A 12,711-nucleotide genomic window follows, 5' to 3' on the forward strand; every position below is an offset into this window, starting at 1 on the left:
GGCAGGCGCCTCGGGAGCCTGCGCAGGCGGCGGCGCGGCCTGGCGCGCGGAGCGCGGCAGCGGCCGGTGGCTGTTGCGCTGGGGCGGCTCGGTGCCCGGCTGCACGGCGCGCAGCTGTCCGCTGTCGGACATGACCCGCTCGATGATCGCCTGCGGAGCGGTCTCGCTGGGGTCCTCGGCCCGCCTGCGGCGGCGCCGGGTGTTGCGCTGGGAGTCGCCGCCGTACTCGGCGAGCAACTCCGCGACGGTGCGCTGGGTGGGGTCGTTCGCCCCGCTGTCCCGAGTCATCGATTCCACCGTGCCCCGTGCTCAGCCGTCCGTCCAGTTCCTCGCCGCGCGTCCCCCGACTGCTCCAACCCGATCGTCGCCCTGGCCTGGACGGCGGTGCCGCCGTCTCCGTTCGTGTGGTCCAGCCGTCGCAGGATCACTCCCTCCCGCAACGCCCAGGGGCAGATGTCGAGTTCCCGCAACGACAGCGCGCGCATGGTGGCCTCCGCCACCAGCGCCCCGCCGACGAGCTGGTGCGCCCGCGCGCTGCTCACCCCGTCCAGCCCCGCCAGGTCCGCGCTGGACATCCGGCTGATGAAGGCCAGCAGCTGGCGGAGCCCGGTGTCGGTGAGCGTCCGGGGGACGCGCGGACCGGCCGAGGCCGGAGCCGCACCGGTCAGCCGCGCCAGCGAGCGGAAGGTCTTGGAACTCGCCACCACCCGGTCCGGCCTGCCCAGCTTGCGGAAGCGCTTGGCCGTGGGCGCCAGCTGTTCGTCGAGCCACTCCCGCAGCTCGTCGACCTCGTCCCGCCCCGGCGGATCGTGCAGCATCGTGCGGGCCATCCGGCCCGCGCCCAGCGGCAGCGACACCGCCAGGTCAGGCTGCTCGTCGATGCCCATCGCCATCTCCAGCGACCCGCCGCCGATGTCGAGCAGCAGCAGGTTGCCCGCCGACCACCCGTACCAGCGGCGCGCGGCGAGGAAGGTGAACCGGGCCTCGTCCTCGCCCGGCAGCACCTCCAGCTCGATGCCGGTCTGCTCCCGCACCAGCGCCAGCACCTCGGCGGCGTTGTCGGCCTCCCGGATCGCCGAGGTGGCGAAGGCCATCAGCTCCTCGCACCCGGCCGCCACCGCGGCGTCCTGGGCCGCGGCGACGGTGCGGACCAGCTCGTCGGCGTCCTCGGGCCCGAGGTGCCCGTCGTCGCCGATCCGCTCCGCCAGCCGCAGCACGGTCTTCTCCGAAGTCATCGGCGTCGGGTGGGCACCACGGTGCGCGTCCACCACCAGCAGGTGGACGGTGTTGGAACCGACGTCGAGCACGCCCAGGCGCATGACCGACAACGTTACCGGCCGAGAACTCGGTAGCGGGGCAGGTGGTGGGTTCGGCGGGCGAGGGTCACAGGAAGAAGGGGATCCGCCTTGGAAAGAAGCATCCGCCCGCTGGGCGGATGGCCCTTCGGCCATTTGAAGCCCCACCCGGGGCTTCAAACCTCGAACTTGTAACCGAGCCCCCGGACGGTGACCAGGTACTGCGGGTCCGCCGGGTCCGGTTCCAGCTTCGAGCGGAGGCGCTTGACGTGGACGTCCAGCGTCTTCGTGTCGCCGACGTAGTCGGCTCCCCACACCCGGTCGATGAGCTGGCCCCGGGTCAGGACGCGGCCGACGTTGCGCAGCAGGTACTCCAGCAGGTCGAACTCCTTCAGCGGGAGGCTGACCTCCTCGCCGGAGACGGTGACCACGTGGCGCTCGACGTCCATCCGGACCGGACCGGCCTCCAGGACCTGCGGGAGCATGTCCTCGGCCTCCCCGCCGCGGCGCAGGACCGCTCGGACCCGGGCGATCAGCTCGCGCGCCGAGTACGGCTTGGTGACGTAGTCGTCGGCGCCCAGCTCCAGGCCGACCACCTTGTCGATCTCGCTGTCGCGCGCGGTCACCATGATCACCGGCACCGCCGAGCGCTGGCGGAGCTGCTTGCAGACGTCGGTCCCGCTCATGCCCGGCAGCATCAGGTCCAGCAGGACGATGTCCGCGCCGTTGCGGTCGAACTCCTCCAACGCCTCCTGACCGGTCGCGGCGACTGCCGCCGTGAAGCCCTCCTTGCGAAGCAGGAAGGCAAGTGGGTCGGCGAAGGACTCCTCGTCCTCCACGATCAGCACCCTGGTCACCGGACTCCTCCCGTTTCGACGGTTGTGATCCCGTCCGCACTCTCGGTCTTCGACCGCGCGGGCACCCGGTCCGGCTCGGTGGCGAGGCTGCCACCTGTCTGGTGGGCAGAGCTGCCGCCGTCCTCACCGACGCCGTGCCTGGGCACCCGAAGCGTGAAGGTGGACCCGGTTCCCAACCGGCTCCACAGCTTCACCTCACCGCCGTGGTTGGCGGCGACGTGTTTGACGATGGCCAGCCCGAGGCCGGTTCCACCGGTGGCCCGCGACCGGGCCGGGTCGACCCGGAAGAACCGCTCGAACACCCGCTCCTGGTGCTCGGGCTCGATTCCGATGCCCCGGTCGGTGACCGCGATCTCGACGAACTCGCCGGACAGCCTGCGGCTTATCGAGACCGGGCTGCCCGGCGGCGAGTAGGACACGGCGTTGTCGATCAGGTTGCTCAGCGCGGTGACCAGCAGCGTCCGGTCGCCGTCGAGCAGCAGTCCGGACGGTTCGTCGACGGTGATCTCGATGCCCGCGGACTCGGCCGAGATCCGGCAGCGGCCCAGCGACTCCTCGATCACGCCGTCCACGTCGAGCGTGGTCATCTCCGGCAGCCGCTCCGCGCCCTGGAGGCGGGAGAGCGCGATCAGCTCGGAGACCAGCGTTCCCAGCCGGGTCGATTCGTGCAGGATCTTGGTGGAGAAGCGCTTGACCTCGTCCGGTTCGTCGGCGGCGTCGAGCACCGCCTCCGCGAGCAGCGCGAGCGCGCCGACCGGCGTCTTGAGCTCGTGGCTGACGTTGGCGACGAAGTCGCGGCGGGTGGCTTCGAGGCGGACCGCGTCGGACTCGTCACCGGCGTCGATGACGGCGAAGCCGTCGCCGAGCGGGCGGGCGTCGCCGAGTACTGCGGCGGGACCCCGGCCGCGCAGGACGCGGCCGAGCGGGGAGAGGTCGACCGGGGTCGGTTCGCCGGAGGCGATGGCCTGCTCGGCGGCCTTCCTGGCGCGCGGGTCGGCCTGGTTGTCCCGGATCAGGCCGAGTTCGTCGGCCCTCGGGTTGTGCAGGACGACGTCGCCGAACCTGTTCACCACGACGACACCGTTGTTGGTGGTATGGACCAGCCTCTGGAGGAGGTCGGCGACCGTGGGGCCGTTCGAGGGCTTGCGTTCGGTTCGCCGGGTGGCCCTGGCTATCCAGAAGCCGCCCGCCGCTCCGGCGAGCAACAAGGCCATGATCAGGGCGGTATAGCCCAATGCGGTCACGTCAGCATCGTAAGCAGGCGGGTGCGGGGGGAGGCCAGTCCGCGCGGGCGTTCCGTGATGCCCGTGACACGATTCGGCCCGTTCTTCACCCCCATTTCACCTGGAGGACGGGCTCGGTTCAGGTGCGCCCCGACGGACGGTTCCGCCGCGTTGGACGGAGCGACACGAACCAAACTCACATCATTCGCCCCAGTGTCACCCGTTCGGGCGGGACGTCTGCTGGGGACGTCCCGCCCGGTCCGGATCAGCGGCCCTGGTTGGCCACCGCTGCCGCGGCGGTGGCGGCGGCCTCCGGGTCGAGGTAGGTACCGCCCGGGTTGACCGGCTTCAGGTCCTCGTCGAGGTCGTAGCGCAGCGGGATGCCGGTCGGGATGTTCAGGCCCGCGATGTCGGCGTCGGAGATGCCGTCGAGGTGCTTGACCAGCGCGCGCAGCGAGTTGCCGTGCGCGGCGACCAGGACGGTGCGGCCGGCCCGCAGGTCCGGCACGATCTCGCTCTCCCAGTACGGCAGCAGCCGGGCCACGACGTCCTTCAGGCACTCGGTGCGCGGCGCGTCGATGCCGGCGTAGCGCGGGTCGGCGTCCTGGCTGAACTCGCTGCCGAGCTCGATCTCCGGCGGCGGCGTGTCGTAGGAGCGGCGCCAGAGCATGAACTGCTCCTCGCCGTACTCGTCGAGCGTCTGCTTCTTGTTCTTGCCCTGGAGGGCGCCGTAGTGGCGCTCGTTGAGCCGCCAGTCGCGGCGGACCGGGATCCAGTGCCGGTCGGCCACGTCGAGCGCGATGTTCGCGGTCGCGATGGCGCGGCGCAGCAGCGAGGTGTGCAGCACCTCGGGCAGCACGCCGCTCTCGCGCAGCAGCTCACCACCGCGCTCGGCCTCGGCCCGTCCCTTCTCCGACAGGGGCACGTCCACCCAGCCGGTGAACAGGTTCTCGGCGTTCCATGTGCTCTCACCGTGCCGCAGCAGCACCAGAGTCCCAACAGTCATGGGCTCAGGCTATAACCAGCGGTTACGGCGCAACCCTCCCCGTGACGGGAGCCTCAGTCCAGGGCGGCGTCGAGGGTGATCGCGGTGCCGGCGAGCGCGACCGAGACCGGGCAGATCTCCTTGGCCCTGCGCGCCGCGGCGTCGAAGTCCTCGGCGGTCGCGCCGGGCACCTTCGCGCGGACGGTGAGCGCGATCCCGGTGATCGCGAACCCGTCGCCCTTCGGCCCGAAGGACACCTCGGCGCTGGTGCCGATCGACTCCGGCGGCGTGCCCGCCGCGCCGAGCAGCCCGGCCAGCTGCATCGAGTAGCAGGACGAGTGCGCCGCCGCGATCAGCTCCTCCGGGCTGGTCCGGCCGTCCGGGCCCTCCACCCGGGACGCCCAGGTGACCGGCAGCTGCGCGGTGCCGGACGAGTCCAGGGTGACGTTGCCGGAGCCGGACTGGAGGGGCCCGGTCCACTGCGTGGTGGCGTTGCGATCGGTCATCAGTCCTCCTGGGCCGGTTCGGTCGGGCCGGGAACCAGGCTCCCGCAGTGCGCGGCGGACCGCAGGTTTGGTTGCCACCGTCACGCGACGGTTATCTGATCACTGTGCCGTTGTAACCCTAAAGTGGCGCCGGTCACTTCCAATTGCAAACCGACTGCGTCTTGAATCCGGTGCGTTACTTTCAGCTCAAAACATCACCTGAATGGAGTAATGAACGAGGCTTGTGACCGGTGCACGACTCTGCGAAGTTTGGCTTCGCTCTCCTTGATCGGCTCCCACGCACTCCCCGGTCAACGAGAGCGACGAGCGCGGTTCGCTTTCCCCCAAATCCGGGCCGCGCCCCGCCGGGCCGCGGGTGCCCCCCGCCCATCGGCCCGACAGGCGGGATCCCCACGCGGGGTGGTTCGAGCTCGCGACTCCCCCTCTCTCCCGAACCGCCCCGCGCGGGGTCCGCGTGGTTCACGGCTGCGACCGGCGCAGCCTCCGCCTCCTCAGCAGCAGGCCACCGGCCGCGACCGGGAGCGCCAGCACCGCGGCGAACGGCAGCACCGCGCCGAGCGCGGTCAGCGCGAACATCCCGAACCCCCGCAACGCCTCCCAACCGCCGGAGAGCCCGGCCAGGAAACCGCCGCCCTCAGGGCGCTCCGCCGCGGACACCCGCACGTCGACCGTGGCCAGCTCCACCTGGCCCGCGAGCGCGGCCTGCCTCCGCAGCAGCGCGTCCAGCTCCGTCTCGCGGGAGGTCAGCTCGCTCTCGATCTGCACGATCTCGCCGACGCTGCCCGCCCGGGCCATCAGCTCCCGCAGCCGGTCCACGCTGGCCCGCTGCGAGTCGATCCGGCTCCGGGTGTCGACCAGCTGGTCGGTGACGTCCTCGGCGCGCTGGTTGCGGGAGGTGACCTCGCCCAGCCCGGCGAGCTGGTCGAGCAGCCGGTCCAGCTGCGCGGCGGGGACCTTCACGACCAGGTGCGCGTCCCCGCGCGAACCGTCCTCCTCGGCGAGGTGGCCGCCTGCCGACTCGGCCAGCCCGCGGGCCCTGGCCGCGGTGCCCGGCACGTCACCGGTCTCGATGCCCAGCTCGGCGGTCCGCACCACTTGCCGGTCGTCCCGCGGCGGGACCGGCTGCTGCGGAGCGATCTGCTGCGACTCCGAGGACCGGCCGGTTCCGACCGCCGGTGCGGAATCTTCGCTGATCGAGCTCGAACCCGAGCTCGAACAGCCTGCCGTGACCAGCCCCGCCACCAGCAACGGCAACACCGGTAATCGCCACCTGCGTGATCTCATTTCGCCTCCTCGATCTGCGGACAGACCAAGGACGAGCGGAAGCGATCTTCGCGTTGCAGGTCAGTCGCCGCGCTCCACGAGCGCCTGGAACGGGCGGAGGTTGGCCAGCGACTCGCCGCGCGAGGTCCGCCAGTCCCACTCCCGCCGGATCGCGGTGGCGAACCCGAGCTCCAGCAGCGAGTTGAAGTCGCCGTCGGCGGCCTCCAGCACCTGCCCGAGGATCTTGTCCAGCTCGTCGGCGGTCACCGCGTGCAGGCCGATCCGGCCGACCAGGAAGATGTCGCCGTTCGAGTCGATCATGTAGTGCACGCCGTAGAGCCGGGCGTTGCGGCGCAGCAGGAACCGGTAGACGTCCTCGTGCGCCTCGTCGGGCTTGCGGCAGACGAACGCCTCCACGACCAGCGCGTGCTCGGCGACCACCAGCCAGCAGTTGGTCTGGAGCTTCTTGTGGCCGGGCAGCGTGACGAAGAAGCTGCCCTCGCCCTTGTGCTGGTACTCCAGTCCGCTGGAGTCCAGCGCGGACCTGATGACCTCGTCGAGGCTCACGCCGTCACCTCCTCGATCCGGGGGCTGGCGTCGAACGCCATCTTCGCCCGCGCGTAGGTGTCCAGCAGCGCTTCGGCGGTGCGCTCCCACGAGAACCGCGCCGCGTGCGCGGTGGTCCCGGCGGCCAGCTCGGCCCGCCGCCGCGGGTTCTGCACCAGCGAACCCAGCGCGTCCGCCCACTGGCCGGTCCCGTGCCCGGGCACCAGCACCCCGGACACGCCGTCGCCCACCGCCACCGGCAGCCCGCCGACCGCGGCGGCCACCACCGGCGTGCCGCAAGCCTGCGCCTCCAGCGCGACCAGGCCGAACGACTCGTTGTAGCTGGGGACGGCGAGGACGTCGACCGCGCGGTAGACCGCGGCCAGGTCGTCGCCGCGCTGCGGCGGCAGGAACCGCACGACGTCGCTGATGCCCAGGTCGGCGGCCAGGTCCTGCAGGACCCGCGGGCGTTCGAGCCCGGTGCCGGACGGGCCGCCCACGACCAGCACGACCAGCCGGTCCCGCAGGCTCGGGGTCCGGGCCAGCAGCTCCGCCGCGGCCTTGAGCAGCACGTCCGGGGCCTTGAGCGGCTGGATGCGGCCGACGAACCCGAGCACCACGGCGTCGGCCGGGAGGTTTAATCGCGCCCGCGCCGCGGCCTGGTCGCCGGGTGTGAAGCGGTCCAGGTCGACCCCGGGCGGGATGGTGTCGACCGCGTCCGGGTCGGCGTCGTAGCGCCCGACCAACTCGGCCGCCTCGAACTCGGTGTTGGCGACCAGCCGGTCGGCTCCGGCCACCACCTGCTCCTCGCCGACGACCCGGACCATCGGCTCCGGGGTGTCACCCGCGGCGAGCGAGGCGTTCTTGACCTTGGCCAGGGTGTGCGCGGTGTGCACCAGCGGCACGCCCCAGCGCTGCCGGGCCAGCCAGCCGACCTGCCCGGACAGCCAGTAGTGCGAGTGCACGACGTCGTAGTAGCCGGGGTCGTGCCGGGCCTCGACCCGCATCGCACCGGCGGCGAAGGCGCAGATCTGGGACGGCAGGTCGTTCTTGTCCAGCCCCTCGAACGGCCCGGCGAGCAGGGTGCGCACGGTGACGCCGGGCGCGAGCTGCGCCACCGGCGGGATGTCCGAGGAGGTGGCGCGGGTGAAGATCTCGACCTCGGTGCCCATCTCGGCGAGCTTGGCCGACGTCCGGACGACGTAGACGTTCAGCCCGCCGGCGTCCCCGGTGCCCGGCTGTTCCAGCGGCGAGGTGTGCAGGGAAAACACCGCCGCCCGACGCGGCCGAAGTTCTGTCCTGGAGCTCATCTGCGGTCCATCGACGCCTTTCCCAAGCGACCCGAGCCGTTCGGGCGCACTCCCACCCCGACATCCACGGCCGCGAAAACATTCCCGGCGCGGGGCCCGCGACGACGCTACCGCCCTGGCGGCACCGGAGGACCCGTTCGGACGCCGCCACGTGGCGCTGTTCACATCCGCCGGACGCAGGAAAAGACCGCGGACCCCGAAAGGCCCGCGGTCTTCGGTCACCGCTCTGCGAGGCGGAACCTCACAGCGCCGACTTCTGGGTCCACTGGTCCCAGTTGAGCATCCAGTCGAACACGTCGTACTGCGGCGGCATGGCGGTGTTCGACCCGGTGACCTCCACCGGGTCGCCGAGCAGCGCCTTGTCGAAGTACGCCTTCGCGTCGGCCTCGCTGAGGTTGACGCAGCCGTGCGAGTTGTTCACCTTGCCCAGCGCGGCGCGGTTCTCCTCGTTCTCGTGGATGAACTCGCCGTGGTTGGAGATCCGCACGGCCCACTTCTTCTCCACGTCGGTGTAGCCGTAGCGCGGGTTGTCCATGATCTCGACGGGCTTCTTCTCCATCACGATGTAGGTCCCGTTCGGCGTGTTGAGGTTCGGGTCCGCGGACTTGCCGTAGCTGGCCGGGTAGCTGGCCACCTGCTTGCCGTCGCGTTCCACGACCATCATGTGCGTGTTGACGTCGGCCTTGACGATCTGGGCCCGGCCGATGGTGAACTCCGTGCTCAGGTCGGCGACCCCGTACTTGCCGTCGCCGTAGTGCACGCCGTAGAGCTTGGCGTTGACCGAGACCTTGGTGTTGGCGGGCCAGTACTCCTTCGGCCGCCAGTCGACCTGGGTGTCGGACAGCCACGCCCACGCCCCCTCGACCGGAACCGAGGTCCGCACGTCCAGCGCCCGCTGCGCGGCGGCCTTGTCCTGCACCGGCTCGGCGAACTTGATGCTGATCGGCATCGCGATGCCGACCTCGGCGTGGTCGGTCGGGTTGACCGTGGCGCGCACGGTCTTGTCCGGGGACAGGGTCGTGAAGCTGCCCTCGACCGGGACGGTGGCACCGTCGTCGCCGGCGGCCTCGCCCGCCCAGGTGTAGGTCTTGCCGTAGCCCAGCGCCTCGGTGGCCGTCCAGCTCCGGCCGTCCTCGGCGAGCTCGCCCGCGACCTGCTTGCCGTCGGAGTTGGTCAGCGTGACCTCGGTGAACTTGCCGCCGTCCACGCGGGCCCGGATGGGCGCGGTCGGGTTCACGTCGGCCGCGCCCGCGCCCGGCTCGACGGCGATCCTGGCCGCCGACGCCGCCGGGCCACCGCCGCCACCGGGAGCGCTCGATCCGCACCCCGCGACCAGCAGCACCGCCGCCAGCACTCCCGCAACCGCGGCCACCAGCGCCCGCGCCCGCGAACGCCCCAACCTGCTCGACACCTCTGACCTCGTTTCCATTGCTCGGATTTCCCCGTACTGAAGACGTACGACACCTCGAAAAGATGTCGTGATCGACCAGTGTCTCGTGTCACATCGATCGGGTGAAGGCGAGGCTCCCGGTCGCGCGCTGGGGGAAGATCGGGGCGTGAGCACTGACACCCGATGGGCCGTCGTCACCGGTGCCAGCTCCGGCATCGGCGCCGCCACCGCCCGAAAGCTGGCCGCAGAGGGTTTCCACGTGGTGCTGGGCGCCCGCCGCGTGGACCGGATCAACGACCTGGCCGCCGAGATCGGCGGTCTCGCGGTCCCGCTCGACGTCACCGACCCGGACTCGGTCTCGGCGTTCGTCGACCGGGTCGAGCGCTGCAACGTGCTGGTCAACAACGCGGGCGGCGCCAAGGGGCTGGCCAAGGTCTCCGAGGCCGTCGAGGACGACTGGCGCTGGATGTGGGAGACCAACGTGCTCGGCACGCTGCGGATCACCAAGGCGCTGCTGCCCAAGCTGCTCGCCTCCGGCGACGGGCACGTGATCACCGTGACCTCGGTGGCCGCGCTGGAGGTCTACGACAACGGCTCCGGCTACACCTCGGCCAAGCACGCCCAGGCCGCGCTGCACCGGACGCTGCGCGGCGAGCACCTGGGCGAGCCGGTGCGCTTCACCGAGATCGCGCCGGGCCTGGTCGAGACGGAGTTCTCCGAGGTCCGCTTCGGCGGCGACGCCGAGCGCGCCGCGGCGGTCTACCAGGGCCTGACCCCGCTGACCGCCGACGACGTCGCGGACGTGATCACCTTCGCCGCGACCCGGCCCGCGCACGTCAACCTCGACACCATCGTCCTCAAGCCCCGCGACCAGGCATCCGCCACCCGCACCCACCGCCGCGGCAGCTGAGGCACGACGACACAACCCGGCCATCGTCCTCAAGCGGCGCAAGCCGCTTAGCCCACCCGAGCAGCTGGCACCGCCGCGGGTTCTCAGGCGTTCGCTGGCGAGGACAGCTTTTTCCGTCGTATTGGACATACGTCGGAAAAAGTTTCCGCAGCCAGCGGACGCCTGAGGTTCCGCCACCCGCACCGCCACGCAGAACGAGCCGAGAAACCCTCAAACCTCAAGCCGCTGAGTCTCGGTGTAGAGCTCGACATCGAGCTCGGCGAGCACATCGGCGATGGGGCTGGCGAACCCCGCCGCGCCGCTGCCGCTCCCGGCGATGAGCAGGCCCACGACCTGCCCGGTGCGGTCGATCACCGCCGCACCGGCATCGCCGGGCCCGGTGAACCGCGCCGGCCCGCCTGTGATGCGCAACTGCTCGCGCAGCACGCGCACACCGAGCGCGTCGCCGTGGTCGACCCGCAGCGTGGTGTCGATGGACCGGACGATCCCGGTCGTCAGCCCGGTCCCGTAGCCGCTCTTGCGGACCGCTTCGCCCGGGTACGCGCCGCGCTGACCCGTGATCGGGCCGATGCCGTCGATCGCGGCGGAGTGGTCCACGCCCTGCGCGAGCGTGACCGCGGCGGCGTCGACCCGGCCGGACAGCGCGGCCCGCGCGAGGTCGGCGTAGATCTCGCCGACGTCCGGGTCGACCATCCGGTCGCCCACCGACCACGCGTCGTCCAGGCACGCCACGTCGAAAGTGGTCAGCCCCATCGTGACGGTGGCGGGCGCGTTCCCCGTCACCAGCAGCCCGAGGGTGCCGATGCGGCGGTACTCGCCCGGCGCTGGGACCTCCTGCGAGCCCAGCCGCACGGTCCGGTCCGGGGCGATCCCGCCGCCGCCGCGGACCGCGCCGAACCGGTCGGTCCGCCGCTGCCTGGGTGTCACCGGGTCGTGCAAGCCGGTGTGCAGGTGGTGCAGGACCGGCGTCTCCTCGATGACGTCGGTGGGGATGCCGAGCACGTCACCGGGCACCCGCGCCCCGGGGAGCAGCCGCTCCGAGGGCCGCTTGCTGGCAACCGAGACGACGATGACCTGCTTGCCGGTACTTCGTCCGGCCGTGAACTTCTCACCGATGTCGACAGCGGTGACACCGGGAAGATCCAGCAACTGGTCCTCCACGGCCCGCTTGATCGGCCGGATGACCGCACGGTCGCGTAGTTCCCTGATGCTCAGCATGGTGGCCCCTCCACCTACCATTTAACACACAGGGTGATGGGTTAGTCACGAAGAGTCACTCTTACGGCCGGTCAGACGTGCCTGCTACAGGGCACAGTCCACCAGGACCGGCTCCGGGGCCAAGGACACGCCGAACCGCTCGCGGACCCCGTCCCGAACTTCACGCGCAAGGCTGAGAAGGTCCTCGGTGCTGGCAGAACCCCTGTTGGTCAGCGCCAACGTGTGCTTGGTCGACAGCCTGGCCCGGCCGCCCGGACCCGGATGTCCCTTGCCGAACCCGGCCCGCTCGATCAACCACGCGGCCGAGAGCTTGGTCCGCCCGTCACCCGCCGGGAACTGCGGAATCCGCTGGTCGGGGCCCACCCGGGCCACGATCCGGTCCAGTACCCCCGGAAGGTCGGCCTGATCCACGATCGGGTTGGTGAAGAAGGATCCGGCGCTCCACGTGTCGTGATCGGCCGGGTCGAGCACCATGCCCTTGCCCTTGCGCAGCGCGAGCACGGCTTCCCGCGCGGCGGCGACCTCCACGCGGTCCCCGATCTCGACCCCGAGCACGCGGGCCAGCTCGGCGTAGCGGACCGGCGCCGACAACCCGCCGTCGCGCAGCAGGAACCGCACCCGGAGCACCACCGCCGCGTCGCTGTGCTTGAGGACGCTGTTGCGGTAGGTCAGGCCGAGGTCCTCGGCGCGCACGGTGCGCACCTGGCCGCTGCGGCGGTCGAGCAGGTCCACCGAGACCAGCATCTCGGACACCTCGACGCCGTAGGCGCCGACGTTCTGCACCGGGGTCGCGCCGGTCAGGCCGGGGATGCCGGACAGGCACTCCAGGCCGCCGAGCCCCTGCCGCACGGTCTCGGCGACCACCGCGTCCCAGTCCTCGCCCGCCTCGGCGGTGAGCTGCACCTGCCCGTCGCCGACGCTGTCGAACCGCACACCCCTGGTGGCGATCTTCACGACGTGCCCGTCGAACCCGCCGTCGGCGACGACCAGGTTCGACCCGCCGCCCAGCACCAGCAGCCTGCGCCCCGCCGCGTCGGCGTCCCGGACCGCCCCGGTCAGGACGTCGGGGTGGTCGGCCACCACGAGCTCGGCCGCGGGTCCGCCGAGCCGCAGCGTGGTGTGGCCGGCTAGCGGAGACGCACCGGTCAGGGGGGTGCCGCCGGGAGTTCCTCCGGCACCGGACATGAAGGGCTTCACGGTTGCCAAAG

The 12,711-nt window shown here is 71.6% G+C and carries 12 protein-coding genes and 1 pseudogene; 1 reads left to right on the forward strand and 12 read right to left on the reverse strand.

Features of this window, described 5'->3' with window-relative positions:
• From ABD691_RS31315 to ABD691_RS31360, 10 genes and pseudogenes are all read right to left on the reverse strand, one after another.
• Window positions 1-288 (reverse strand): annotated as a pseudogene (locus ABD691_RS31315) (hypothetical protein); the annotation flags it as partial.
• The gene (locus ABD691_RS31320) at window positions 285-1,319 is read right to left on the reverse strand and encodes a Ppx/GppA family phosphatase (protein WP_344685933.1); all 1,035 of its coding nucleotides are present in this window, start codon (window positions 1,317-1,319) and stop codon (window positions 285-287) included. The pseudogene ABD691_RS31315 and the gene ABD691_RS31320, both read right to left, overlap by 4 nt.
• 152 nt (window positions 1,320-1,471) lie before the next feature.
• Entirely contained in the window at window positions 1,472-2,152 is a 681-nt protein-coding gene (locus ABD691_RS31325) for a response regulator (RefSeq protein WP_344685935.1), read from the reverse strand.
• Window positions 2,149-3,366 carry a sensor histidine kinase gene (locus tag ABD691_RS31330; protein WP_344686020.1) on the reverse strand — a complete coding sequence of 406 codons (1,218 nt, stop codon included), beginning with the start codon at window positions 3,364-3,366 and terminating at the stop codon, window positions 2,149-2,151. The genes ABD691_RS31325 and ABD691_RS31330 overlap by 4 nt, the downstream gene beginning before the upstream one ends.
• A gap of 274 nt (window positions 3,367-3,640) precedes the next feature.
• On the reverse strand, window positions 3,641-4,381 hold the full coding sequence (locus ABD691_RS31335) for a phosphoglyceromutase (protein ID WP_344685937.1): 741 nt from the start codon (window positions 4,379-4,381) through the stop codon (window positions 3,641-3,643).
• 53 nt (window positions 4,382-4,434) lie between these two features.
• Window positions 4,435-4,866 carry an OsmC family protein gene (locus ABD691_RS31340; RefSeq protein WP_344685939.1) on the reverse strand — a complete coding sequence of 144 codons (432 nt, stop codon included), beginning with the start codon at window positions 4,864-4,866 and terminating at the stop codon, window positions 4,435-4,437.
• A gap of 459 nt (window positions 4,867-5,325) precedes the next feature.
• A complete protein-coding gene (locus ABD691_RS31345) occupies window positions 5,326-6,150 on the reverse strand; it encodes a DUF4349 domain-containing protein (protein ID WP_344685940.1) in 825 nt (274 codons plus the stop codon).
• 60 nt (window positions 6,151-6,210) lie between these two features.
• The gene (locus ABD691_RS31350; protein WP_344685942.1) at window positions 6,211-6,696 is read right to left on the reverse strand and encodes a type III secretion system chaperone family protein; all 486 of its coding nucleotides are present in this window, start codon (window positions 6,694-6,696) and stop codon (window positions 6,211-6,213) included.
• Entirely contained in the window at window positions 6,693-7,985 is a 1,293-nt protein-coding gene (gene mshA / locus ABD691_RS31355) for a D-inositol-3-phosphate glycosyltransferase (RefSeq protein ID WP_344685944.1), read from the reverse strand. Before mshA ends, ABD691_RS31350 begins: the two co-directional genes overlap by 4 nt.
• A gap of 241 nt (window positions 7,986-8,226) precedes the next feature.
• Complete coding sequence (locus ABD691_RS31360) at window positions 8,227-9,396, reverse strand: L,D-transpeptidase (RefSeq protein ID WP_344685946.1); 1,170 nt, start codon at window positions 9,394-9,396, stop codon at window positions 8,227-8,229.
• 145 nt (window positions 9,397-9,541) lie between these two features.
• Here ABD691_RS31360 and ABD691_RS31365 point away from each other — a divergent pair, with 145 nt between their 5' ends.
• A complete protein-coding gene (locus tag ABD691_RS31365) occupies window positions 9,542-10,285 on the forward strand; it encodes an SDR family NAD(P)-dependent oxidoreductase (protein ID WP_344685947.1) in 744 nt (247 codons plus the stop codon).
• Between the two features lie 210 nt (window positions 10,286-10,495).
• Here ABD691_RS31365 and ABD691_RS31370 read toward each other — a convergent pair whose 3' ends face one another.
• Both ABD691_RS31370 and ABD691_RS31375 read right to left on the reverse strand, forming a co-directional pair.
• A complete protein-coding gene (locus ABD691_RS31370; protein WP_344685948.1) occupies window positions 10,496-11,503 on the reverse strand; it encodes a chymotrypsin family serine protease in 1,008 nt (335 codons plus the stop codon).
• Window positions 11,504-11,587: 84 nt separating this feature from the next.
• The gene (locus tag ABD691_RS31375) at window positions 11,588-12,688 is read right to left on the reverse strand and encodes a UDP-N-acetylmuramate dehydrogenase (protein ID WP_344686021.1); all 1,101 of its coding nucleotides are present in this window, start codon (window positions 12,686-12,688) and stop codon (window positions 11,588-11,590) included.
• Window positions 12,689-12,711: the final 23 nt, after the last annotated feature.

Origin of the sequence: Saccharopolyspora taberi (assembly GCF_039534165.1) — a bacterium.
GTDB classification, from domain to species: domain Bacteria; phylum Actinomycetota; class Actinomycetes; order Mycobacteriales; family Pseudonocardiaceae; genus Saccharopolyspora_D; species Saccharopolyspora_D taberi.

What these genes read in the sequence shown, in the direction of transcription:
- ABD691_RS31320 (WP_344685933.1), bottom strand. Translation starts at nt 1,319, where the DNA reads ATGCGCCTGGGCGTGCTCGACGTCGGTTCCAACACCGTCCACCTGCTG.
- ABD691_RS31330 (WP_344686020.1), bottom strand. Translation starts at nt 3,366, where the DNA reads ATGGCCTTGTTGCTCGCCGGAGCGGCGGGCGGCTTCTGGATAGCCAGG.
- ABD691_RS31335 (WP_344685937.1), bottom strand. Translation starts at nt 4,381, where the DNA reads ATGACTGTTGGGACTCTGGTGCTGCTGCGGCACGGTGAGAGCACATGG.
- ABD691_RS31340 (WP_344685939.1), bottom strand. Translation starts at nt 4,866, where the DNA reads ATGACCGATCGCAACGCCACCACGCAGTGGACCGGGCCCCTCCAGTCC.
- ABD691_RS31345 (WP_344685940.1), bottom strand. Translation starts at nt 6,150, where the DNA reads ATGAGATCACGCAGGTGGCGATTACCGGTGTTGCCGTTGCTGGTGGCG.
- mshA (WP_344685944.1), bottom strand. Translation starts at nt 7,985, where the DNA reads ATGAGCTCCAGGACAGAACTTCGGCCGCGTCGGGCGGCGGTGTTTTCC.
- ABD691_RS31370 (WP_344685948.1), bottom strand. Translation starts at nt 11,503, where the DNA reads ATGCTGAGCATCAGGGAACTACGCGACCGTGCGGTCATCCGGCCGATC.
- ABD691_RS31375 (WP_344686021.1), bottom strand. Translation starts at nt 12,688, where the DNA reads ATGTCCGGTGCCGGAGGAACTCCCGGCGGCACCCCCCTGACCGGTGCG.